The following is a 22,848-nucleotide window of genomic DNA, read 5'->3' on the forward strand; positions in this document are numbered from 1 at the left end:
GCGTGCCCATCGCTTCCGCCGCGCAAACCGCCGCAATCCAGCCCGCTGCCACGCCGCCGGGCTCGTTGCGTAACTTCTGCATCATCGCGCACATCGACCACGGCAAGTCGACGCTGGCCGACCGGATGTTGCAGGCCACCGGGGTGGTGGAGGAGCGCCTGATGCGCGCCCAGTACCTGGACCGCATGGACATCGAGCGTGAGCGAGGCATCACGATTAAGTCGCAGGCGGTGCGCATGCCGTGGGTGGTGGACGGTAAGCCGTACGCGCTGAACATGATCGACACCCCCGGTCACGTGGATTTCTCTTACGAGGTCTCCCGCTCGCTGGCGGCCTGTGAGGGCGCTCTGTTGCTGGTGGATGCCGCGCAGGGCATCGAGGCGCAGACGCTGGCCAACTTGTACATGGCGCTGGAGAACGATCTGACGATCATCCCGGTGTTGAACAAGATCGACCTGCCGGCCGCGCTGCCGGAGAAGCACGCCGAGGAGTTGGCGGGTTTGATCGGGGTGGAGCCGGATGACGTGCTGCGCGTGTCCGGCAAGACGGGCCAGGGCGTGCCGGAGCTGCTGGACCGGATCGTGCAGTCGATCCCGGCCCCGGTGGGGGACGCGGACGCCCCGGCCCGAGCGATGATTTTTGACTCGGTGTACGACACCTACCGTGGCGTGGTGACCTACGTGCGCGTGGTGGACGGGCAGCTGCGCCCGCGCGAGCGCGTGTCCATGATGTCTACCGGCGCTGTGCACGAGCTGCTGGAGATCGGCGTGATTTCCCCGGAGCCGCGCCCCTCGCAGGGCCTGGGTGTGGGCGAGGTGGGCTACCTGATCACGGGCGTGAAGGACGTGCGCCAGTCCCGCGTGGGTGACACGGTCACCACGGCGGTGGCCGGCGCTTCGGAGCCGCTGGGTGGCTACGAGGACCCCAAGCCGATGGTGTTCTCTGGTCTGTACCCGATCGACGGCTCTGACTTCCCGGCGCTGCGCGAGGCCCTGGACAAGCTGAAGCTGAACGATGCCGCGCTGGTGTACGAGCCGGAGAGCTCGGCGGCGCTGGGCTTTGGTTTCCGCACGGGCTTCCTGGGCCTGCTGCACCTGGAGATCGTGCGCGAGCGCCTGGAGCGGGAGTTCGGCCTGGACCTGATTTCGACCGCCCCGAACGTGTCTTACACGGTCACGATGGAGGACGGCACCGTGGTGGACGTGACCAATCCGAGCGAGTTCCCCGCCGGCAAGGTCAAGGAGGTGCGCGAGCCGATGGTGCGCTCCACGATCCTGACGCCGACCGAGTTCGTGGGGGCGATCATGGAGTTGTGCCAGTCGCGGCGCGGCACCATGCACGGCATGGACTACCTGAGCTCTGACCGAGTGGAGATGCACTATTCGCTGCCGCTGGCTGAGATCGTGTTCGACTTCTTTGACCAGCTCAAGTCCAAGACTCGCGGCTATGCGTCCCTGGACTACGAGCCTGAGGGCGACGCGGCCGCGGACCTGGTGAAGGTGGACATCCTGCTGCACGGCGAGCAGGTGGACGCGTTCAGCGCGATCGTGCACAAGGACAAGGCCTATTCCTATGGCGTGATGATGACGGGCAAGCTGAAGGACCTGATTCCGCGCCAGCAGTTCGAGGTGCCGATTCAGGCGGCGGTGGGTTCGCGCATCATTGCCCGCGAGACGATCCGCGCGCTGCGCAAGGACATGCTGGCCAAGTGCTACGGCGGTGACATCACCCGTAAGCGCAAGCTGCTGGAGAAGCAGAAGGAGGGTAAGAAGCGCATGAAGGCGATCGGCCGCGTGGACGTGCCGCAGGAGGCCTTCATTGCCGCCCTGACCTCCGATGCGCCTACCGGCAAGAAGGACAAGTAGGTGGCCGACGTTGCCGCCTGCCGCTCTGAACAGGCCGGCGCCGTGAGCGGTGTGGCCGGTTTGGGTGAAGCTGAGGCCTGCGCGGCAGGTTTGGGCGGGGCCCTCGCGGCAGGTTCGGACGCTGGCTCGGCTCGCGAAGGTGGGCCGGAGCTGGCCCCGGCGGAGTACGTGGAGGCCTTCCCGCAGGCCGCCGGTATCGACATGCCGGGACTGGACGGGCGCCTGCCCTCCCGGGTCGCCTCCTTTGCGCGTCGCTCGGGGCGCCTGCCCGAGCGCGGCCAGCGCCTGTGGGAGGAGGCCCACGGCGCGGTGGTGGTGCCGGTGCGGCGCGGGCCGGGCATGACCACGGTGGCGCTGGACTACCGCCTGGACCTGGACGCGGTGTTTGGTCGCGGCGCCCCGCTGCTGGTGGAGGTGGGCTGCGGTGGCGGCGAGGCCCTGGTGGCGCACGCCGCCGCGCACCCGGAGATTAACCACCTGGCGTTCGAGGTGTGGCGCCCGGGCGTGGTGGGCCTGCTGCGGAGGGTCAAGGAGACCGGGGTTTCCAACGTGCGCGTGGTGGAGGCCGACGCCGCCCAGGCTCTGCCGGTGCTGCTGGAGCCCGCCTCGGTGGCCGAGCTGTGGACCTTCTTCCCGGACCCGTGGCGCAAGGCGCGCCACCACAAGCGTCGCCTGGTCAGCGCAGGCTTCGCGGCGACGGTGGCGAGCCTGTTGCAAGACGGCGGTGTCTGGCGCCTGGCCACGGACTGGGAGAGCTACGCAGAGCAGATGGGGCAGGTGTTGGCCGGGGCGCGGGACGTCTTTGAGACCACTGCCGCTCCGGGGGAGCGGTTCGCCGGGCGCGTGCTGACGCGCTTTGAGCAAAAGGGCATCGACGCCGGGCGGCAGATCGCCGATTTCACTGCGGTGCGCCGGGCGCGATGAGCCCCACGCTCCCAACTGGCATCGAATGGCCCAGTACCGGAAGGCTGGACCGCGCGGCCGCCGAGGTGGCGGCCGCGCGCCCGCTTTCGCTGTACGTTCACGTTCCCTTCTGCTCGGTGCGCTGCGGCTACTGCGACTTCAACACGTACACGGTGGGATTCGGGCCGGGAGCGGAGCCGGGCAGCTTCGCCGACTCGGTGCTCGCCGAGGCCCGCCTGGGTGCGCGCGTGCTGGCTGAGGCAGGATTTGCGCCCCGCCCCGCCACGAGCGTGTTCTTCGGTGGCGGCACCCCCTCGCTGCTGGCGGCCGCAGACCTGGCCGCGATCCTGGCGGCGCTGCGCGAGCAGTTCGGGCTGGCTCCGGGGGCGGAGGTGACCACGGAGGCCAACCCGGAGTCGGTCACTCCGCAGTACCTGGAGACCCTGGCGGGCGCCGGGTTCACGCGCGTCAGCTTCGGTATGCAGTCCAGCGTCCCGCGCGTGCTGGCCACCTTGGAGCGTACCCACCGGCCCGAGCGCATGCCGCTAGTGGTGGACTGGGCGAAGGGGGCCGGCCTGCACACCAGCGTGGACCTGATCTACGGCACGCCGGGGGAGAGCCTGGCCGACTGGCGCGCCTCCTTGGAGGCGGCGGTGGAGCTGGCCCCCAGCCACATCTCCGCCTACGCCCTGGTGATCGAGGAGGGCACCAAGATGGCCGCCCAGGTGCGGCGCGGTCAACTCCCCACCCCGAGCGACGACGACGAGGCGGACAAGTACGAGCTGGCCGACTCGGTGCTCGGCGCCGCCGGCTACCGCTGGTACGAGATCTCTAACTTCGCCAAGCCCGCCCCCGGGGAGGAGCACCTGCCCGCCTCGCGGCTGGCGGCGGCCTCCAAACACAACCTGGCCTACTGGCGAGACCACGACTGGTGGGGCCTGGGGCCGGGGGCGCACTCGCACGTCGGCGCGCTGCGCTGGTGGAACGTCAAACACCCGCGCGCCTACGCCGACCGGGTGAACGCCGGGCTCAGCCCGGCCGCCGCAGGCGAGCAACTGGACGCCCAGACCCGGGAGCTGGAGCGCGTCCTGCTCGGCATCCGCACCAGCGACGGCCTAGCCGCCGCAGACTTCCCCGCCGACGTCGTGGCGGGCCTGGCCGCCCAGGGCCTGATCGAGCAGGCCGCACTCCCCGAACGGATCGTGCTCACCCTGCGCGGACGCCTACTGGCGGACACGGTGGTGGGTGCACTCACCGACTAGCTGCGCCGGGCGACCGCGTTCACGCAGGGGCGGGCGGAACGTCGTCCACACCCCACCCGCCAAACGGCCTAGTTGGCGGCCTGCAGGGCGGGGCAGGTGTAGGCGATGGACAGGGAGAGCGCGCTGTCATCAGCGGCGTCACCGATCGCGGCCGGCAGCGGGCTGTCCTCGCTAGCGTTCTCCACCGCCACGCAGGTCATCTCCCACATGTACGCCATCAGGGCCGGGTTGTAGGTGGTGGCCGGGTACTCACGCACCCACGCCCGCACGGCGGCCACCTTGTCCCCGCTCGGGGCCTCGCGCCAGCCCTCCTTCACGGCCGGCTCCACCAGGGGAGCTAGGTGCGCGAAGAACTCCTCCTCCTGCTCCGGGTAGGTGGGGCCGGACCAACCCTCCGGGGCCTCGGCCACGTAGGTCCCACCCAGCTTCACCAGCGCGGCGTCGAAATCCGCCAGCACCTCCTGCGGGGGCGGCAAGGGCTTCTCCTGCGCCGTCGCCGGACCGGGCCCCGCACCGGCATCACCGGCCGCGCCGGAATCGCCACCCTGCCCGGGAGCGGGCGAGGCAGGCACCCCCGCCTGCTCGGAGGCCACCTTCCCGGCCTCCGGGGCCGGCGCGCGATCAGGGGCCGCGCCCGGGCTAGAGCAGGCGGCCAGGCTGACTAACAGGGTGACCGCCACGGCGGCCGGCTTCAAAACGCGCATGCTTCACCCTAACCGCTCCTCGAGCTGACGCCCGCGCGAACGGGGCGCAGCGGTAGGGAGCAACGGGAGGGCGCAGCCGGTAGGACCCACCGGTAGGGTGCAACGGGAGGGCGCTCAGGCGTCGCTACCGGCGGTGACGAAGTCGATCAGCTCCTCCACCCGGCCCAGCAAGGCCGGGTCCAGGTCCTTGTAAGAGTTGACCTTGGCCAGGATGCGGCGCCAACCGTCGGCAACGTCCTCCTTGGTGCGGTGCGGCCAACCCAACGCCTGCAGGGTGCCCACCTTGATGTCCACGTGCTTGGGGATAGCGGGCCAGCGCTGCAAGCCGAACAACTGTGGGCGCACCGCCTGCCACACGTCCACGAACGGGTGGCCCAGAATCAGCACCCCGGTGGGGAAGCGGCGCGCCACCTCCTGCGCGATCCGGCTCTCCTTGGAGCCCGGCACCAGGTGGTCTAGCAAGATGCCGGCACGGCGGTTGTCGCCCGGCTGAAAGTCAGCCAGCGCCGCCTCCAGATTGCCCACGCCGTCCAGCAGCTCCACCACCACGGCCTCCACGCGCAGGTCATCGCCCCACACGCGCTCGATCAGCTCCGCGTCGTGCTTGCCCTCCACCCACAGTCGCGAGGCGCGCGCTACCTTGGCGCGGCCCAGTTCCACCTTGTAGCTGCCCGACGCCGTCAACGCCCGCCCGGAGTGAGACACGCCCTGCGGGGCGGCCGGCGGACGTGGGGCGCGCACGGCCGGGGCCAGGATGACCGGCTTACCATCCACCCAGAAGCCCGGGCCCAACGTGAAGGACCGGGTGCGGCCAAAGCGGTTCTCCAGCACCACGACGTGCCGGCCCCCGATCTTCTCGGTGCGCACCACGGCGCCCACGTAGCCCGTGGCCACGTCCTCCACCACTAGGCCCGGCTGCGCGGGCACGGTGGGCGTGGGGGCGTTGGCGCGCTGGCGCGCGGCGGCAACCGCATCGGGTCCATAACGATCAAACACGCGGGGCAGCTTAAGCCACCCCGCGTGTTTGCTGTCGAAGGCCTGCCGCCTACCGCTTTTCTAGGATCACCGAGTTCTCACCGAGCCGCCTCAACGGCTGGTGCTTCATGTCTCCCTCGATGAAGCGATCCCGGGTGCCCTTCACCTCGCCAACCTTGCGGTCGCTGCCGTCCACGTCAAGCATCTGCGCGCTCGTCTCGTGTTCGAACGCGTGGCGCTTGTCAGTGTTGCGGTAGCGCATGAAGGTAATGGAGTAGAACGCGAAACCGGCGATCGGGCCCGCCAGCAGCAGCGCCCAACGGTTATCGCCATCGCTCTCCATCGCCATCGAGGCAACGGCCTGCACCGGCTCCAGCAACTGCACAATCAGACTCATGACTACCCTCCAAAGAAGGCGACGATGCCGCCCAGAATCGTGCCAATCACACCGATAACGGACGAGACCGCAACCAGGCGGCCCTGCCGAACCGGGATGGAACCCATGGTCTCGCCGGTGCGGCCGTTGACCGCCACGTAGTGCTTCAGGCCGCGCCCGTTACCGAAGTCCTGGTAGTAGCTGTAGAGCCACACCGGCAGGTAGACGGACACCCAGCGGGAGCCCTCCACCTCGATGCGCTCGTGCTCCCACCGCACACCCCGGTCGTAGGCCTTCAGGGTCTCGTTCACGCGCGCCCGGCCCACCGAGAGCACGTTGGACCACGCGAAGGGAACCAGCTGCTCCACCTGCACGTTACGCCGCTCGGAGGTGAACCCCTGCAGGTAGTGGGCGTTGTACGCCACCGCGTTCTTCAGGTCGAACGGCTGGATCGAGTTGATCACGTTGTTCGTGTTCAGCGACGTGTCCATGTTGGCGCGCTCAGCGGAGGACTCCAGCACGATGTCGTCGGCCAGCAACCTGAAGGAACGCGAAACCTGGTAAACGTCCGCGTCGTAGTAGGTCTCCGAGCGGTCCTTGCTCACCTGGCGCGTGTAGCGGCGCGTCTCGATCTCGGCGGTGCCGTGCAACTCCACGCGGGCGTTAGCGTCGATCACCAGGTAGGGCAGGTAGACGCCCACCACCTCGGTGGGGGCGAACGACCGCACGAACCCGGGGTGGGCAAAGAAGCGGCGCTTGCGCACGAACTCCTTGATCCGCTTGATCGCCTCCTCCCGCGGCAGGCTGAACGGCAGCAGACCGTCCGGCACCGCGCCGTTGGGCACCTGGGTGTTGAGCGAGAGCGTGTTGCGGCACCAGTGGCAGCGCGAGGCGACGTTCTGCGCCGTGTTGATGACCACCTCGGCGCCGCACGACTGACACTTGAGCGTGATCACGTCAGAGACGGACTCCGGGATGTCCTTCACGCCGGTGCCCAGCACGCGGCCGTGCAGGTCACCGATCGGGGCGTTCAGGCCGAACTTCTCCTCGATGGTGGCCTCGGCCCACTCGTGCCGACAGAACTGACACATCAGCATGCCCGTGGTGGGCCGCAGCAGGATCTCCGTGGCGCCACAGCGCGGGCACTTGTCCTGACCGTGCTTCTTGGCGGTGGAGGTGTCGATGTACTGCTCGCGCGGACGCGCCGGCACAGTGGCCGCCGGCGGCTGATTCCCCATGCCGGCCGGGCCGGAGGCGGCGTGTGCGTCCAGCACCTCCTGCGGCACACCGCCAGGAGGCTGATAGTCCGGGGGAAGCCCCTGGGAGGTCACCCGGCTCGCGTAGTCGGCCCTGCTGGCCGCAGTCGATTCGGGTGCCGGGGAACCGGAATTGGGTTCCCCGGCACCGTGTGCGTTCGGATTACTCATCGCGAATCGATTAGAGGCCCAGAGCCTTGGCCTTGGCGGCGTCGAACTCGGCCTGGGAGATCAGGCCCTGGTCCAGCATCGCCTTGAACTGGGCGAGCTTGGCCACCGGGTCCTCGCCACCGGGGGCGGCGGGAGCCTCGGGTGCCGGGGCCTCGCCGGCGGGAGCGGGCGCGGCAGGCGCGTCCGGGGCGACGGGGGCAGCCTCAGGGGCGGGCATGCCGGGGCCGGGCTGGGGGTAGCCGGCCGGGGCGCCCTGCGGCGGGTAGCCGGCCGGGGCGCCCTGCGGCGGGTAGCCGGGCTGGGGGTAGCCGACCGGAGCGCCCTGCGGCGGGTAGCCGGGCTGAGGGTAGCCGGCCGGAGCGCCCTGCGGCGGGTAGCCGGGCTGGGGGTAGCCGGCCGGGGCACCCTGCGGGTAGCCCTGCTGGAACGGGTTCTGGTAGGGCGCCGGAGCACCCTGCTGCTGCTGGAAGTTCAGCGCCTGCCCGGTCATGCCCAGGCCCATACCCATCATGGCCATGCCGCCGCCGCCGTTCTGGCCGGCCGCCTCAAAGCCGCGTGCCACGGACTGCTGCAGGAAGGAACCGCCGCGCGCACCGGAGAGGGCGTCGGCCTTCTTGACGTCGCTGAGCAGGGCGCGGGTGTCCTCGTCGTACTCGATGGCGGTGATCGTCACCGTGGGGATCACCAGGCCACGGGTGGAGGTCCACTGGTAGCCCTCCTCCACCGCAGCGGACAGGGACTGCGCAAAGCCCAGGGAGTCCGACTGGATGCGGGTGATGCGGTTGCCCTTGGACGGGTCGTTCGTGTACTTGGAGAACGCCGGCGCCAGGGAAGAGACGACCTCGGTGAACAGCTGGTTCGCGGCCGGGTTGTCCATGTCCTGGAAGTCGAACACCGGGCCGCCGGGCATCAGGTAGTTGACCGGCACGAACTGCTTGACGAACAGGATCGGGTCGATGATCCGCAGGGTGTAGGTGCCCCGGGTGAGCGCACCCACCTGGGCACCCAGGTAGGCGTCGTCCCAGTAGATCTCAGACTGGGTGCCGAAGCGGTTGTTCGGGATCTCCTTCAGGTTGACGTAGTAGACAGCCTGTTGCGCGGCCGGCTGGCCACCGAACTTGAAGCGCTCCCAGGACTGCTTGATGAAGGAGGAGACGATGCCGTCGCCAGCGAAGATTGACTGGGACTGCGGGTCGGTGGAGGAGTAGATGTAGCCACCGGGCTGGGCGACGAAGCCGGTCAGGCCACCCTCCTGGAACAGGAGGACGCCGTAGCCCTCAGGCACCACGATCCTGGAGCCGTTAGAGATGATGTTCTCGGAGCCTCGCGTGTTGGAGCCACGACCAGCGTTCTGCCCCTTGAGCACGCCGGGGAACACGGCCGCAGTGGGGGAGATGCCCTCCGGCACCGTTACGAAGTCGAGCCACTGGTCAGCAAAGGTGCCGCCAACGGCCCCAACAAAAGCCTGAATCAAACCCATGTCTGAGCCCTTCCGAGACTGGTCAAAACGGCGCTGCTGTGTCGCAGCACACCATGAGGGTACTGCAACGCAGTGGCGACCCCCACCTTTTGGTGGCCTTTATTCCGGGTTGGCTTGCTTTTAAGCCGGGCGGAGCGCTTGGTGTGCGGTCGGGATGGACGACGCTGCCGCCCCGCCCCGCCGGAGCAAACGGGCCGCCCCGCGCTCCGGCGCTTGTAGCGGGGCGCCGGCGGGACGTCGTGCATCCGAAGCGAAAACGCCGCAGTGCGGGCGGTGCCACAGTCGCCAGGCCGCACCGCCGCAGGCATGCCCGGCCGCCGCCGCGCTAGAGTTAGCACTCTAGGGTGGCGAGTGCTGAAAGGAGGGGGAGTGGCGGAGCCCAAGGAGCGCGGTGCGCTGGAGAACACGGAGCCGGTTTCGGGCCGTCGCCTGGAGGTGCTCAAGGCGATCGTGAGCGACTACGTGCACACCCGTGTGCCGGTGGCCTCCCGCTCCATCGTCGAGCGCCACTCGCTGGACGTTTCCCCCGCCACGATCCGCAACGACATGGCCGCGCTGGAGGAGGCCGGCTACATCCACCAGCCCTACACCAGTGCCGGTCGCGTGCCCACCGACAAGGGATACCGCCTGTTCGTGGACCGCATCGCCGCGATCAAGCCCCTCTCGGCCGCCGAACGCCGCGCCGTGGACGCCCTGTTCTCCCAGGCGGTGGATTTGGACGACGTCGTCCACCGCACCGCCCGGCTACTTGCCCAACTCACCCAGCAGGTGGCCGTGGTGCAATACCCGACGCTCTGCCACGCCGGCGTACGCCACGTGGAACTGGTGGAGCTGGCCGAGCGGCGCCTGCTGATGGTGGTCATCACCGACTCCGGGCGCGTGGAGCAGCGCATCGTGGAAGCCGACCTGGCCGGGGCGGACCTGGCCTCCCTGCGAGTGCAGGTCAACGTGCTGTGCGCCGGGCGGACCTCGGCGCAGGTGCGCGCCGCCCTGACCGAGGTGGAGCACACCGTGGCCCCTGCCGACCGCGACCTCGTTTCCGCGCTCCTGCGGGAGGTCGCCTCGGTGACGGAGTGCGAGGCCGAGGAACGCGTCGTGGTGGGCGGCACTGCCAACCTGGCGCGCTGCAACACGGACTTTCGCCGCTCCATCACGCCGGTGCTGGAGGCGCTGGAAGAGAACGTCGTCCTGCTGCGTTTGTTCACGGAGATGGACCGCAGCGACATCGAGGTGCGAATCGGCGCGGAGACCGGTCACGAGGAACTGGCGGAGACCTCCCTGGTCACTGCCGCCTACGGGGGCGCGAACTCGATGGCGCACCTGGGAGTGGTGGGGCCGACGCGAATGGACTACCCGGCCGCCATGGCAGCCGTACGCGCCGTGGCCAGCTACCTGTCGAGGTTTTTGGGTGCTCACGACCTGTGAGGCAAACGTAGAGGAACAATGAGCGACTTTTATGAGGTGCTAGGGGTGGCGCGCGACGCCACCCAGGCGGAGATCAAGAAGGCCTACCAGAAGCTGGCGCGCAAGTACCATCCCGACCTGGCCGGCCGCTCCGAGGAAAACGAGGCGAAGATCAAGGAGATCAACGTCGCCTACGAGACCCTGTCCAACCCGGAAAAGCGCCGCGAATACGACAACCCCAGCCCGCAGGGCTTTGGTGGTTTCGGTGACTTCTTCGAGTCCTTCTTCCAGGCAGCCGGTGGCGGGATGCGCGGGCCGATGTCCCGCAGCCAACGCGGCCGCGACGCCCTGGCCCAGGTGGAGGTGACCCTGGCGGAGGCCGCGTTCGGGGTGGAGAAGGAGATCAGCTTCAACACCTACGTGCGCTGCGGCGCCTGCGAGGGCTCCTGCTGCGCGGCGGGCACCCAGCCGGTGACCTGCTCCGGTTGCGGGGGCTCCGGCACCGTGCAGCGCCTGACGCGCTCCTTTATGGGCCAGGTGGTTACCACCTCACCGTGTGGAGAGTGCCAGGGATACGGCACGGTAATCGCTTCGCCTTGCACCGAGTGTGCAGGCCAGGGGCGCGTGCCCTCCCACTCCAAGGTGAAGGTGGGTATCCCCGCCGGTGTGGGAGACGGCACCCGCATCCGCCTGTCCGGGCGCGGCGAGGCCGGCCCCGGTGGCGGCCCCAACGGGGACCTGTATGTGGAGATCGTGGAGATTGCCCACCCGACGTTGGAACGAAACGGCGACCACCTGCACGCATTCGTCTCCATCCCGCTCACCGCTGCCGCGCTTGGTACGGTGTTCCCGCTGGAGACGCTGGATGGCGAGGAGGACGTGGAGATCCCCGCCGGCACCCAGAGCGGGGCCGAGATCCGCCTGCGTGGCATGGGAATGACCCGCCTGCACCGCCAGACGCGTGGAGATCTGTACGTGCACGTGGCGGTAGAGACGCCCACGGATCTGGACGACGCCCAGCGCAGCCTGCTGGAGCAACTGGCCGCCCTGCGTGGCGAGGAGAGCGTACGCCCCACCCCGCGCGGCAAGGAGAGCTTCTTCAGCCGCCTGCGCGAGGCCTTCAGCTAAGGAGTAGCCATGTCCCTGCCGGTGTTTGTGGTCGGCGAGGCCGAGTTCTCTGCCGCCGAGGGCGGGGCGAGCCTGGACGTGCTGGGGACCGAGGCCCAGCACGCCGCCAGCGTGCGCCGCATCCGCGCCGGCGAGGCCGTGGACGTGGTGGACGGGCGCGGCGGGCGGGCGCGCGGCACCGTCCGCTCGGCCGCCCGGGACCGGGTGACGGTGGATGTGACCACCTGGAGCAGGGAGGCCCCCGCGCAGCCCGCGCTGATCCTGGTGCAGGCCCTGGCCAAGGGCGGACGCGACGAGCAGGCCCTAGAGACCGCCACCGAGCTGGGCATCGAGCGAGCCCTGCCCTGGCAGGCCGAGCGGTCGGTTTCCGTGTGGAGCGGCCCCAAGATCCCCAAGGCCGTGGCCCGCTGGCAGGCGATCGCGCTCGCGGCGGCCAAGCAGGCGCGCCGCTCCTGGGTGCCCACGGTGGAGCAGCCGCGCTCCACGAAGGAGCTGTGCGCCTGGATCAGGGAGCAGGCGGAAGGCGGCGCCCTGGTGGCGCTGCTACACGAGGAGGCAAGCGCCGCCCTGACCGAGCTGCCCGTACCCGCCGACTGCCCGGCCGTGGCACTGGTGGTGGGGCCCGAGGGCGGAATCGGGGAGAAGGAAACGGCCGCGCTGGTGGACGCCGGCGCGAAGCTGGTGCGCCTGGGCCCCCACGTGCTGCGCACGTCCTCCGCAGGCCCGGCCGGCCTGGCCGTGTTGGCCACCAGGCTCAACCTGTGGGGCGCGCGAGCGCAGTAGTCCGGACCCCCTAGCCGATGACGTAAGCGGGTCCCCAGCTGGACTGGGCAGTCGCACTTGCCGCTCCGCCGGGCGGACCCGGGCGGGGTCGATTCACCTCTTGTATCCGTCCTAGACGCGAAGAGCCTGGTGGCTCTGCCGTGCCCGCTTACCTGAGGCCGCGCTCATAGATGAACTCCGCGAACAGCGGTGCGCCATTTGGCGTCAAGTAAGCGGCGAAGAGCTCCTCGATGGGGACCGTGACGATATGCGATAGGTGAGTCGCCGCCAATGGGATTCCCGAAAGCTCGCGTATGCGCATTGGGTACGAGTTGCCGGTGTGGGTATCGCGCAGCGTGGAGTAGCGGTCATCGAGCATGTATGCCTCGACCCCGTCTTTGAGGCTGTGAGCCATTCGGTATATGTCAAGCCGTGGGAAGCCAATATCTTCCCTGCAGTCGCTACAGAAGTTGGCGATCAGGCACCTTTCGATGAGTGCCAAGTCAGTGGTGAAAAAATCGAATGATGGAGGATCTGCGCGCTCGTAGCTTCCTAAGCAATACTCCCCGCGTACTCGCTTGACTACGTAAACTACGCTGGTCGGTCGCCAAATCTCGTAGCGATCGTCGCATTCTTCGACGGTCCCCTGAAGTGCTGCACACCTTACCAGGTCTGTGAATTGGGGCGAGAATTCGAAATCCTTCATTGTAAGGGCCTTGGTTGTTGGAGTCGCGCCGTGTTGCAGTGCTTCGTGTCGGGCCTCATCTCGATCCCGTGCCGCCTGCTGCGTACGGGCCAGTTTAAGTTTCCGCCCCAGGCTTCGTGGGGCGTCAGGCGGTCCGACGGGCCGCGACCGGCGAGGGTAGCTCCCGCTCCCGGCTCCGCAAGGCGCCGACCCGGGGTAGTGGATTGCTTTCCTGTCTGCTTGGTTTGGCCCGTCCGTGCGCATCGTCCGTCAAATCCCAACACCCCGGTCGTTTGTCTGCGATCATTAGTTCTCGGTTCGGCGTAGTAACTCTTTGGGTGGGAGTTGGTCGTGTTCTATGTAGTCGCGGAATACCTTGGCGGCCTGCTCGCCAGTGAAGACCTCCTCCGGGTGCAGTCGCCAGATGCAAAGCTCTGGGCTGCCGTTGTCCCAGGTGATTGTGGTCCACGCATTCGGGTCGCGTACGGGTTCGCGCGCCACCACGTAGTGCTCGAACGATCTATCCGGATGCGTCACGCGCACCTCAACAGTCATCGCGGCATTGGAGCCTGCGCACTGCATGTAGTTATCGCGATGATATGAATTCTTACGTACCTCATCCGGTTCCATGTCATCAGGCCCAGCCCAGACAAGCATTGCGAAGATTCGTTTGCCGTTAAAGTGTCGCGACTTAAGGTCTAGCTCGAAATCGTCAGCAAATGACTTTGGCGTGTATTGGAGGCTGTATGAGCCAATGGTGCCCTCCTCGCCGGTGTAAACTGCTTCAAAATGTTTCATAATCCCTTCACCTGTTCAAGGAATACGCCGATGATATCTATCTGGCGCCCGTCTTTTAGTGTTACGCGGGCTGGATTGTCTGGTGTGCCCAGGCTGTCGAATAGTTTCTATTCCGGCCTTTTTGGGCATTCCCGCTCTTTCCTCTAGCCCGATCCATCTCTCGCCTTAAAGCTGCATAATCCGGTTGTAGAAACGCCCATTGGTCCTGCTGTTCCTGTCGAGTAGGGGAGGTGCTGCTCGACTAGTGCGGTGACGCTCTCGGTCCGTGAACTCGCCTTCGTTATGTGTGCTGCCCAGGCGCTCCACGATCCAACGCCCCCGTATTCCTTAGCTGCAATCTGCGGCGCCACAGCACAGAGGCGGTCTTAACCTTGCGTGAATACGGGGTTCACGCCCACCGCCCTACCCCAGCCGTAGCGCCTCGAAACACCCCCAATTAACGCTGCCATTGCGTCGAAAACCAGTTCCCAAACCCCAGGGCCCGCCACCACTTGTGCAAGTCGAGTGAAATGTTGGTGGGGATAGTTTTACTCGATTCTGGAAGTGTGCGAGCGTTGGCGCTGAGCTCCGCGCAGTCCGCTACGGAAGGACGCGATCAGTGAAGTATAGATCGAAAATAGCGGATAGTGAGTCTGACGCGGGCTAAGAGGAACGGGTCAGCGGCCGCTCAGATCTAAGAACTCTCCTTCAAACAAAGGCCCCCCAGAGGGGGAAAGGAAAGAGCGGATTATATCGTCCAAAGACTCCCCGGCCAGATAGGAGAATCTGCTAGCAATACTGTTGTAGCGCCCAATTGTGCGAATTATAACAGGAATGATCCCCGTGGATTCGTGGCTAAGGGTGCAATGTTTAGCGTCACGTTGCTCGATGGTGTAGCCCTCTTTGACGTTTCTTGCCCACTTCATCCAGTCTAACTCTGGCAGATTTTTCTCTGCCCTGTATCCTGCACCAAGATTCGCAGCTATTTGTTTTTCCAGAAGGTGTAGTTCTGTGCTGGAGAAATCAAATCGAGGGGGGTCGTTGCGTTCGTAGGAGCCTAGTAGGTACTCCCCGTTTTGGTGAACAATGCGCATACATGTTGAATGTTTGTGCCAAACATCGTATCCCTCGGGCACGGATGTGTATCCGGCGTGCTGGCCAAGCTTGGAGATGAAATCGCGAAGCTGCTCACTCAGTTGAAAGGCCAAAGTTCTACGTAACCTTCCTCAATTAAGTCCTTCATCCTAATCGGGACATCGCCGTCCATTATTCTGAGCTGGGTTGCTCCACCCGGATAGCCAAGGCTAGGCGCTACCGAGGACACCTCGATCGTCCAATCCAGCGGAATGTCTACTAGGCGTAGCTGGTGGTAGTCCAGATCCAGAGAGGTGGTAGATATTGCTCTAGCCTCGAAGCTGAACACCTTCCCGTCATCGAGGGCGCCGAACCAAGTGCCATCGAAGTTGCCAACTCGGTCGATGACGTCTCCATACCTGTCGATGTATTGGTCCACCCTCAGCACTTGCTCACTGCCGAGTACCTCTGCTGGGTTGGTCCACTTGAAGTCATAGGGGCCTGGGCCTGTGCGGAATAGGTCGTCCCACTGTTGGGCGTCAGCGATCTTCCGGCCAAATCGGCTGCCATAAGGGGCGTTTGAGGCCAGTAGGTCGCTTCCCTTAGCTCCGGGGCCGAGATTCTTGCCGGTGACATAGCGATACTTCCTGTTGGCGGCAATGCGCAAGCGCTGGGCGGCACCTCTCAACCCTGCCACCATACGGCGGAACGCGGTGATCGGATGGAAGACCATGGTGTGCGCGGTCTTGCACATGCCTCTCAGCCCACGCGCAATAGTGCGCAAGCTCCCGCGGGCGAAAGTGAGGAATGCTCCTTTCAGGCCGCCGGCTGCTTTTATTGCCTTACCCAGCCCGCCCAGGGCCTTCAGGGACGAGACAGCACCGCGCAGGCCGCCCAGGCCGATGCAGCCCAGGCCGGCAAAGACCACGGAGAGGAGGGCTTCGCCCCAAGTCTTCTCCCCACCCAAGGCCAGGCCGATGTTGGCTAGTGCAGCAACGATCCCAGCGATGCCGGCGATAACCGCTAGTGCCTGCCCCAGCACGGGCACCCAGCACAAGACCAGGGCCAAGATGCCCGCGATATTGGCCACCCATTCAGCGATGGCGGCGATCCAGCCCAGGATCTTGGCTCCCCAGTTCTCCCACCAGCCGTCATTGAGCCCATCGGTGGCGGTAACACCCTGGATCGCATCAATAGCGGTCTGCGCGGCTAGGTCACGCTCCCGGACGGCGTTTTCAACCACCCGAACTTGGTTATCGATCCGGTCTTGCGCGGCATCTGCGTCCTGCCTGGCAGACCGGGCTAGCCGCGTGTAACGCACCTGCTGGTCATGCCCAAAGCCGCCCTCATCGTCGCTATTCGCGTAGTCGTCGGCCAGGTCCTGGTAGTAGCGCTGGTTGTCACGGGCCTCATCGCGTTCCCACCTGGCCTGCCTGGCCGCATACAAAGCATTCAATGTGTCGGTCTGCACCCGGTCCAACGCCGCCGAATACGTCTCCAATGCCTCCCCGGCCGCGCGATAACGCCCCTCGGCCTTGCCGATCCCATCGAGCAGGGTGTCACGCTGCTCCAGCAGCGCCGTGACACTCTCGGCCCGCGAGCTTGCCCCAGCCTCTAGCGCCCGCAGGTTGTCGGCGCAACGCTTGATCGCATCAGCCACACCCCGATACCGGGTTGCGCCATCACGCACCACCACCGGATCCCCCGGAGTCGGATCACCACCCAACCCCAGAGCACTCCAATCAGAGGGACGCGCACTCATAGACAACTAATCCCCTCATCGCTTTAGGCGATTGTGGCTGTTGGGTGGGTGCTGGCCCCGCCACCAGTGGCGCCACCACCGGTCCCGGTGGGGGTTTGGCCGTTTAGGGTGTTGGCGCCGTCTTGGTCGAGCTTGATCCACGCATCTGCCACGGCCAGGGAGGCGTCGGAGAAGGCTTTGAGGGCGTCGATGAACTTTTGGCGCTTGTCGTCCCAGTCATGGGCAAAACCCCGCACGGTCTCACTCAAAGCCCCGTGCCCCACTGCGGCGGCAATGGTGTTGGAGTTCGTGTTGGCGCTTTCAAACTCCGAAGCGATCGTCTTGGCCGAGGCCCCGATTGTGCCTAGTGCGCCAACATCAACCCTGATGGACTGCAAAACCATCCCCCCTGTTCTTGTTGCCTCGTACTAGAGCGGCCCCGGTGGGCACGAATAACACGCGCGCACCCACCGGGGCCGCTAGAGCCATAACGGGGTCAGCCCCGCAGGGAAGAGCTCATCTGGGTGTCCATGTCCACTACGGCGTTGGCGTACTGGGTCAGGAAGTTGCCCAAGGGCTCCATGCTCTCGTTGACCTGCTTTAGGCCGGTGGAGAGCTTTTCGAACTGCTCGGAGTAGGCGCCAGAAGCTGCCTGGGTGGTGAAACCAGAACCGATCAGGCCGTTAACGGCGGCCAGGGCTTCTTGGATCTTGCCGTCGATCTCTGCCTTGATGGAGACCAGCTGGCTGCCGATGCGACGCATCTCTTCTGGCGTGTAGCCGTACGCGTTAGCCATTACCTTGCACCCTTCCGTGTACTAGAGCACCCACGCTCACCAACGCAAAAACCCTAACCACACCAGCCCCAACCCACAACCAGTTCCACACACCAACCCCGACCAAACCCCAGCCCCCACCGCCCGGCTACAGCCGGGCCGTGCTCAGCACGGCTCTCCGCGACTTGTCAGGGCACGCGACCGCCGGGCTCCAGCCGGCCAGCCGGCCAATGGGCCAACCGGCCAGTGGGGCAATGGGGCAGCCGGGTAGGCGGATAGTGGGGTGGAGAGGCGACCGGCGAGCCGGCGAGCCGGCCAGCCGGGCGACCCGGCCGCCGGGGCGGGCTAGTTGAGCAGCCAGGCGTTCAGGTTGGCCGCGATCTCGAAGGTCGGCTGCCCACCCACGGCCATGAGGCCCTTCTGCGGGTCGGTCATCAAGACGGTCGCGTACGCGGTCTGGTGGGTGGCGATGATCAACGCGATGTAGGTCTGCCCGGCCCAGGGCAACTCGGCACAGGTGATGGATGTGATCTGGTTCTTCGGCAGCACCACGCTCGGCTCGGTGGGCTTCTTCGAGACGTCGTGGATCTCCAGGCGGTCTTCCAGAACCAGGATGGCGCGCTTGCGTCGCAGCGCGGACAAGGCGTCGTCCTTCTGGCCCAGGTGGGTCCAGGTGATGTATCCCTGCAGCAGGGCCAGGTGCGGGCGCTGCCTGAGCTGAGCCAGCCTCTCCCCGCCAAAGGACTTGCCGTGGCGCCAGACCCACAGCAAGATTGGCACCAGCGCGGCGACGACGGCCGCGAGCATGATCAGCCAGTAATCGCCGCCCCGCGCCCAGATTCGCCAGAGACCGATCGCCGCCAGGGGGAAGGCCGCCGCAGCGGTGGCGAAAGTCGTCTTCTTGTTCATCGGGGTTCACCTTTCCAGTCGCCTGCTCAAGCTTCGGGCCACGCCAAGCGTACTGAGGCCGGCCAACGGCGCGCACTGGCCATCCACAGGGACAACCAATGGGTCGCCCGCCTCCGTGTTGAATGCCGCCCCGCCCGCCGGTACCGGATTGGACGACGCCCCGCCCGCCTCCGCGTTGGACGATGCCCCGCCGGCCCACCGATCAGCTAGGCCGCCCGGACTCCGGCATGGGCAGCTGCACCGTCCACATCTTGCCCGAGCGCACGTACACGCCCCGGCCCAGCGGGTAGTCGCTGCGCTTGACGCGTGGCAGGTCCACCTTGAACAGCAGGTCGCCGTCCATCGGGTTGGGCTGCATCACGATGCCGTGGCGAGTGTTGCGCACCTCTGCGATCAGCTGCCAGCCCGAGGCCCAGGCGCTGGTCTCCTGCTCGGCCAGCACGAAGTGGCCGTTGCGGCGCAGCTTCTTGATCACGTCCAGCACCGGGGTTTCCGCCGGCGTGCTCACCAGCTCGCCGAGGGACTCGATGACCAGCACCACGTCCGGCAGGGCCTCGTTCTGGGCCGGTGCCTCGGCAAGCGGCTTGAGCCTGGCGGCCAGCTCCACCGCCTCCTCCGGGTCGTGCGCGGTGGCAGCCCACAGCGGCAGGGCGTGCACGCGGGAGCGGCGCGGGCCGATGAAGAAGAACTCGGCCGCCGGGGCCCAGCGGTGCATGGACTGCGTGATCGACTCCAGCGCACTGGTGCGGCCACTGCCGGGCATACCCGCGATCATCATCGCGCCCTGGCCGGTGAACGGCATTGCGGCCAGCGTCGACTCCTCGATACCGAGCACGGGCAGCCCCTCAACGGAGTCCGGCACCTGGGAGCGGTGCACCTGGGTGTCCATCCGGGCGATCGGCTGGGCCGGCGCCACGCCGCGCACCCGCAGCTCCTCGGCCAGCGCATCTATCGCGCGCGCCTGCTTGGCGGGCAGGGAGGAACCGCCGGGCACCGCCACCTGCAGCTCGTTGTCCTGGCCGGCAAGGACGGCGCGGCCGGGAGGAGCGTCGTCCAAAACGTCCCTGGGCACGTCCAGGCTCGCGTAGGAGTTCTGGTCGGCCTGGCGCAAAACCAGGCGGGTGGGCAGGTGGGCGGAGAGCGAAGAGGGCAGCACGCCGTGGCGCTCGGCGGTGACCATGACGTGAATGCCCACCGCGCGGCCCTCGGAAAGCAGGCGGGAGAACAGGGCGAACACGGAGTTGGGGGAGGCGTTGAGTTCGAACTCGGTGCGGAATGCCCCAAATCCGTCGATCAACAGCAGGATGCGCGCCTCGTCGGTGCTCCCAGTGGCCTGCCGGTACTCGGCGATCGAACCCACGCGGGCCGCCGCGAAGCGCGCGGAGCGCTGCTCCATCACGTCCACGAGCTTGCGCATCAGGCGGCCGATTCGCTCCAGGTCGGAGCCGTCGATGATCGAGCCAACCACCGGCAGCCCCTCCAGCATGGACAGGCCGGCCGTGGAGAAATCGATGCCGTAGATCTCGGTACGCGCCTCGGGCGAGGTCGCAGCAGCGGCGAAGGCCAGGGAGCGCAGCACTGCGGACTTACCGGAGCCGCCCGCACCGAACACGGCCAGGTTGCCGTCCTCGTCCGGCTTGTAGAAGACCGGGTGCTGGCTCTGGTGGGCCGGATCGTCCACGATGCCGAACAGCAGGCGCTCGGAGCTCGAAGACGCCCCAAAGGTGCGCCCCAGCTCCGCCAGGTCGTAGTGGGTGCCCAGCTCCGGCAGCCACGGCTTGCGCGGTGCGGGGATGCCGCACAGGTCGGCGGCCCCGGAGATCGCGGTGACCACCCGGCTGATGTCCGTGGGGGTGGACTCGTCCTCCGCGTCGTGCTGCTGCGGGCGCGGAATATCCCACGGAATACCGCTGCCGAACGTCATCGTCTCGATGTCGATGCGGCCCGGCCCTGCCTCCGCCACAGTGCGGCCGCCGGCGTAGCCCGCCTGGAACAGGGAGATGCGGCCCGGGCCGGTGCGCACGGCGGCGCGGCCCGGGATGCGCGGGTCGAACTCCGCCGCCAGCGGAGAGTCGATCACGTCCACCGAGTCGGACTCGTCGGCCATGCGTAGCGCGATACGCAGGGCCGTGTTGGCGCGCAGGTTGCCCTTGATGACGCCCGCCGGGCGCTGCGTGGCCAGGATCAGGTGCAGGCCCAGGGAGCGGCCGCGCTGGGCCACGTCCACCACGCCGTCCACGAACTCCGGCACCTCCTGCACCAGAGCCGCGAACTCGTCCACCACGATCACCAGAGAGGGCGGACACTCCGGGTCCCCGGTGCGCTCCAGGGCCGCCAGGTCCTTGGCGTTCTTCAGGTTCAACAGGTGCTCACGGTACTGCAGCTCCGCCCGCAGGGAAGTCAGGGCGCGGCGCACCAGGTGCGGGGAGAGGTCGGTAACCAGGCCCACCGAGTGGGGCAGGCGCACGCAGTCCGCGAATGCGGAGCCACCCTTGTAGTCCACAAACAGGAAGGTCACCCGCTGGGGGCTGTGCGCGGCCGCCATGCCCAGGATCCAGGACTGCAAGAACTCAGACTTACCGGCGCCGCTAGTACCGCCCACCAGTGCGTGGGGCCCCTGTCCCTTCAGGTCCAGGGTGAACTCTCCCTGCGGGCCCTGGCCCACCAGCGCGCGCAGGTTGGCCGCCCGGCGCGGGCCCTGCGCCGCACGCGTGAGCACCGAGCCGTTCTCCTGCCAGCGCTCCACGGTCACCTGCGGCGAACTGGCCAACTCGGTTCCCGCCAGCGCCAGGTAGGAGACGGCGCGGGGAATACCGGATTGGTCGATCACGGGCGCGCCGGCGTCCTCGATCGGGGAGAGCTGACGGGCCAGATTGCCGGCCATCACCTCGGTGAGGGGCTCCACCCGGCTGATCGGGGCGTTGTACTCCTGGTCAACGAAGCCTGCGGTCACGCTGCCGTCGTCCTCGTGAGCCAGGAAGATGCGGCAGTCGGCCGGGAGCTTGGCCTGGGCGTCGGCCATCCACAGCAGGTGCACCCCGGCGTCGGGGCCGTCCTTCGCCAAGGACACCAGGCGCCCGCGCTCCACCGGGGCGTCGTCCTCCACCAGCAGCACCACCGTCGGGAAGGACGCCTTGGCCTTCCTGCGGGCGTCCACAAGCTCCTCCAGCGCGGAGACCAGGGCGGAGACCGCAGCCGGCCCGGCCGCCAGGTGGGAGCCACCCAGGGGGGAATAGGGCGAGCCCACGTGCGGCAGCCACATCAGGTATTGCCACGCATCGCTGGAGTCCGCTGACGCGATCGCGCACAGCACCAGCTCGGCGGGCGAGTGCAGGCAGGTCAGTTGGGCCACGAGCCCGCGCGCCACCGGCAGACGCCACTCCTCCCGTCCCGCCAATCCCAGGTTGCGGGCCTCGCTAAAGGGGGCGGTGATTGGAACGTCGTCCACGAATTTGACCTTCTCAGCCAGGTCAGTGATCCGGGCCCAGGTGGCGGCGTCGGCGTCCTTGCGGCTTGGCAGCGTCAGCTTGTTGCGCGAAAGCGCCCGCCCCATCCCCAGGTTGACGGTCAGGTAGTCCGAATCGGCGGGGCGGCGGTGCCACAGGCGCGGGCTGAGACTGAAACCGGCCTCGATCACCGAATCCAGGGTGGGGATCTCGTCACGGCGGTGCAGGTGCTCCTCCACCAGCGCCTGCGTCAGGTCCTTCTCCAGCGCAGCGATGTCCTCCTCGAAGCGCTCCTCGTCAGCCTTGCGTGCCTTCTTCGCCGTGATCTTGGCATCCAGGTAGGTGCCCACCGCGATCAGCGGGCTCAAGCCCACAAAGATGATGCTCATGATGTTGCGGGACACGGCAAAAAGGATTGTTCCCATCAGCAGCGGCGCCACCATGGCAATCAGCGGGAACTTGCGCGCGCCCTGCTTCTTGGGGGCCTCCGGCGCGGCGAACTCGCGCCCCTTGTAGCGCACCCGCACCTGCGGGGAGCGGTTGAACGACGTCTCCACGAGCGCCGGCGAATCAGCGGCCGCAGCGCGCTCCACGATGAACGTGGTGGCGCCGGCCAAGACCGTGGTGCGCGGCCCCAGGACGGCCTGCTCCACGCGTTCGTCCGCCAAGACCAGGCCGTTGGCGGAGTGCATGTCGATGATCTCCACCTGGGCGCCTACCACGATGCGGGCATGCCGCCTGGAAATCTGGCGGTCGTTTATGACCACGTCGCAGTCGTCGCTGCGGCCGATCACGTTCGGGCCGGGGCGCAGCGGGAAGACCGCCCCGGCGTCGGGACCAGAGATCACCCGCAGACGGGCCGGCACCGAGCTGCCGGAGCTAGAACCGGTCTCCGCCCACTGCGTCAACCTGACCCGCTGACCCGAGCGCAGCGCCGCCTCCGTTACCAGCGAACGCGGGGGAAGCACCGCGATCGCGGAGTTCTCGTCAGAAAGCAACTCCAGGGTGAGGGAATTGTCCGCCGGAATGTAAAGGCTGGTCTGACCGCTGCGAATAGTGGAGGCCACATCGCAAATCGTCGTGTTGGCCTCAGCGGTCACCATTACCGGCCGGATCCCGTCCGTGGAAACCAGTTCGAGCTTCAGACGCAAAGCA

The 22,848-nt window shown here is 67.3% G+C and carries 19 protein-coding genes; 6 read left to right on the forward strand and 13 right to left on the reverse strand.

The window, feature by feature from the left end; all coding sequences use genetic code 11:
* The first annotated feature begins 2 nt into the window (after positions 1-2).
* Genes lepA through hemW form a run of 3 tightly spaced genes read left to right on the forward strand, consistent with a single transcriptional unit; the run spans position 3 to position 4,030 of the window.
* Positions 3-1,865, forward strand: a complete 1,863-nt coding sequence (gene lepA / locus ABYF38_RS07845; RefSeq protein WP_371151828.1) for a translation elongation factor 4 — start codon at positions 3-5, stop codon at positions 1,863-1,865.
* Positions 1,866-2,789 (forward strand): tRNA (guanosine(46)-N7)-methyltransferase TrmB, encoded by a 924-nt coding sequence (gene trmB / locus ABYF38_RS07850; protein WP_371151829.1) that lies wholly within the window; start codon positions 1,866-1,868, stop codon positions 2,787-2,789.
* Positions 2,786-4,030: a radical SAM family heme chaperone HemW gene (hemW, locus tag ABYF38_RS07855; RefSeq protein WP_371151830.1), complete on the forward strand. Its 1,245-nt coding sequence runs from the start codon at positions 2,786-2,788 to the stop codon at positions 4,028-4,030. Before trmB ends, hemW begins: the two co-directional genes overlap by 4 nt.
* A 68-nt stretch (positions 4,031-4,098) precedes the next feature.
* Here the strand turns inward: hemW and ABYF38_RS07860 are convergent, their stop codons facing one another.
* The 5 genes from ABYF38_RS07860 to ABYF38_RS07880 form a co-directional block, all read right to left on the reverse strand.
* Positions 4,099-4,734, reverse strand: coding sequence for a hypothetical protein (locus ABYF38_RS07860; protein WP_371151831.1), 636 nt, complete (start codon positions 4,732-4,734; stop codon positions 4,099-4,101).
* 114 nt (positions 4,735-4,848) lie between these two features.
* Positions 4,849-5,730 (reverse strand): DUF3097 domain-containing protein, encoded by an 882-nt coding sequence (locus ABYF38_RS07865; RefSeq protein ID WP_371151832.1) that lies wholly within the window; start codon positions 5,728-5,730, stop codon positions 4,849-4,851.
* 49 nt (positions 5,731-5,779) lie between these two features.
* Entirely contained in the window at positions 5,780-6,106 is a 327-nt protein-coding gene (locus ABYF38_RS07870) for a hypothetical protein (protein ID WP_371151833.1), read from the reverse strand.
* A 2-nt stretch (positions 6,107-6,108) separates the two neighbouring features.
* On the reverse strand, positions 6,109-7,512 hold the full coding sequence (locus ABYF38_RS07875; protein ID WP_371151834.1) for a hypothetical protein: 1,404 nt from the start codon (positions 7,510-7,512) through the stop codon (positions 6,109-6,111).
* A 10-nt stretch (positions 7,513-7,522) separates the two neighbouring features.
* The gene (locus ABYF38_RS07880) at positions 7,523-8,992 is read right to left on the reverse strand and encodes an SPFH domain-containing protein (RefSeq protein ID WP_371151835.1); all 1,470 of its coding nucleotides are present in this window, start codon (positions 8,990-8,992) and stop codon (positions 7,523-7,525) included.
* A gap of 369 nt (positions 8,993-9,361) precedes the next feature.
* On the opposite strand from ABYF38_RS07880, the gene hrcA reads away from it, so the two are divergent.
* Genes hrcA through ABYF38_RS07895 form a run of 3 tightly spaced genes read left to right on the forward strand, consistent with a single transcriptional unit; the run spans position 9,362 to position 12,307 of the window.
* On the forward strand, positions 9,362-10,417 hold the full coding sequence (gene hrcA, locus ABYF38_RS07885; RefSeq protein WP_371151836.1) for a heat-inducible transcriptional repressor HrcA: 1,056 nt from the start codon (positions 9,362-9,364) through the stop codon (positions 10,415-10,417).
* Between the two features lie 18 nt (positions 10,418-10,435).
* Positions 10,436-11,524 carry a molecular chaperone DnaJ gene (dnaJ, locus tag ABYF38_RS07890; RefSeq protein WP_371151837.1) on the forward strand — a complete coding sequence of 363 codons (1,089 nt, stop codon included), beginning with the start codon at positions 10,436-10,438 and terminating at the stop codon, positions 11,522-11,524.
* Positions 11,525-11,533: 9 nt separating this feature from the next.
* Positions 11,534-12,307 carry a 16S rRNA (uracil(1498)-N(3))-methyltransferase gene (locus tag ABYF38_RS07895; RefSeq protein WP_371151838.1) on the forward strand — a complete coding sequence of 258 codons (774 nt, stop codon included), beginning with the start codon at positions 11,534-11,536 and terminating at the stop codon, positions 12,305-12,307.
* A gap of 148 nt (positions 12,308-12,455) precedes the next feature.
* On the opposite strand, the gene ABYF38_RS07900 is transcribed toward ABYF38_RS07895, so the two are convergent.
* The 8 genes from ABYF38_RS07900 to ABYF38_RS07935 all read right to left on the reverse strand — a co-directional run bounded on the left by ABYF38_RS07900 (position 12,456) and on the right by ABYF38_RS07935 (position 22,844).
* Positions 12,456-12,992: an Imm61 family immunity protein gene (locus ABYF38_RS07900; RefSeq protein ID WP_371151839.1), complete on the reverse strand. Its 537-nt coding sequence runs from the start codon at positions 12,990-12,992 to the stop codon at positions 12,456-12,458.
* Positions 12,993-13,277: 285 nt separating this feature from the next.
* Positions 13,278-13,769 (reverse strand): NTP pyrophosphohydrolase, encoded by a 492-nt coding sequence (locus ABYF38_RS07905; RefSeq protein ID WP_371151840.1) that lies wholly within the window; start codon positions 13,767-13,769, stop codon positions 13,278-13,280.
* A 656-nt stretch (positions 13,770-14,425) separates the two neighbouring features.
* Positions 14,426-14,956 carry an Imm61 family immunity protein gene (locus ABYF38_RS07910; RefSeq protein WP_371151841.1) on the reverse strand — a complete coding sequence of 177 codons (531 nt, stop codon included), beginning with the start codon at positions 14,954-14,956 and terminating at the stop codon, positions 14,426-14,428.
* Positions 14,941-16,482, reverse strand: a complete 1,542-nt coding sequence (locus tag ABYF38_RS07915; RefSeq protein WP_371151842.1) for a glycohydrolase toxin TNT-related protein — start codon at positions 16,480-16,482, stop codon at positions 14,941-14,943. The genes ABYF38_RS07910 and ABYF38_RS07915 overlap by 16 nt, the downstream gene beginning before the upstream one ends.
* A gap of 125 nt (positions 16,483-16,607) precedes the next feature.
* Positions 16,608-16,967 carry a hypothetical protein gene (locus tag ABYF38_RS07920; RefSeq protein WP_371151843.1) on the reverse strand — a complete coding sequence of 120 codons (360 nt, stop codon included), beginning with the start codon at positions 16,965-16,967 and terminating at the stop codon, positions 16,608-16,610.
* Positions 16,968-17,059: 92 nt separating this feature from the next.
* Positions 17,060-17,359 (reverse strand): WXG100 family type VII secretion target, encoded by a 300-nt coding sequence (locus ABYF38_RS07925; RefSeq protein ID WP_371151844.1) that lies wholly within the window; start codon positions 17,357-17,359, stop codon positions 17,060-17,062.
* Between the two features lie 324 nt (positions 17,360-17,683).
* Positions 17,684-18,247 carry a hypothetical protein gene (locus tag ABYF38_RS07930; protein WP_371151845.1) on the reverse strand — a complete coding sequence of 188 codons (564 nt, stop codon included), beginning with the start codon at positions 18,245-18,247 and terminating at the stop codon, positions 17,684-17,686.
* 202 nt (positions 18,248-18,449) lie between these two features.
* Positions 18,450-22,844: an FtsK/SpoIIIE domain-containing protein gene (locus ABYF38_RS07935; RefSeq protein WP_371151846.1), complete on the reverse strand. Its 4,395-nt coding sequence runs from the start codon at positions 22,842-22,844 to the stop codon at positions 18,450-18,452.
* Positions 22,845-22,848 lie beyond the last annotated feature (4 nt).

This window comes from Buchananella sp. 14KM1171, assembly GCF_041380365.1.
Taxonomy (GTDB): Bacteria; Actinomycetota; Actinomycetes; order Actinomycetales; family Actinomycetaceae; genus Buchananella; species Buchananella felis.

What these genes read in the sequence shown, in the direction of transcription:
- hemW (WP_371151830.1), top strand. Translation starts at nt 2,786, where the DNA reads ATGAGCCCCACGCTCCCAACTGGCATCGAATGGCCCAGTACCGGAAGG.
- ABYF38_RS07860 (WP_371151831.1), bottom strand. Translation starts at nt 4,734, where the DNA reads ATGCGCGTTTTGAAGCCGGCCGCCGTGGCGGTCACCCTGTTAGTCAGC.
- ABYF38_RS07870 (WP_371151833.1), bottom strand. Translation starts at nt 6,106, where the DNA reads ATGAGTCTGATTGTGCAGTTGCTGGAGCCGGTGCAGGCCGTTGCCTCG.
- ABYF38_RS07875 (WP_371151834.1), bottom strand. Translation starts at nt 7,512, where the DNA reads ATGAGTAATCCGAACGCACACGGTGCCGGGGAACCCAATTCCGGTTCC.
- ABYF38_RS07880 (WP_371151835.1), bottom strand. Translation starts at nt 8,992, where the DNA reads ATGGGTTTGATTCAGGCTTTTGTTGGGGCCGTTGGCGGCACCTTTGCT.
- dnaJ (WP_371151837.1), top strand. Translation starts at nt 10,436, where the DNA reads ATGAGCGACTTTTATGAGGTGCTAGGGGTGGCGCGCGACGCCACCCAG.
- ABYF38_RS07895 (WP_371151838.1), top strand. Translation starts at nt 11,534, where the DNA reads ATGTCCCTGCCGGTGTTTGTGGTCGGCGAGGCCGAGTTCTCTGCCGCC.
- ABYF38_RS07900 (WP_371151839.1), bottom strand. Translation starts at nt 12,992, where the DNA reads ATGAAGGATTTCGAATTCTCGCCCCAATTCACAGACCTGGTAAGGTGT.
- ABYF38_RS07905 (WP_371151840.1), bottom strand. Translation starts at nt 13,769, where the DNA reads ATGAAACATTTTGAAGCAGTTTACACCGGCGAGGAGGGCACCATTGGC.
- ABYF38_RS07920 (WP_371151843.1), bottom strand. Translation starts at nt 16,967, where the DNA reads ATGGTTTTGCAGTCCATCAGGGTTGATGTTGGCGCACTAGGCACAATC.
- ABYF38_RS07925 (WP_371151844.1), bottom strand. Translation starts at nt 17,359, where the DNA reads ATGGCTAACGCGTACGGCTACACGCCAGAAGAGATGCGTCGCATCGGC.
- ABYF38_RS07930 (WP_371151845.1), bottom strand. Translation starts at nt 18,247, where the DNA reads ATGAACAAGAAGACGACTTTCGCCACCGCTGCGGCGGCCTTCCCCCTG.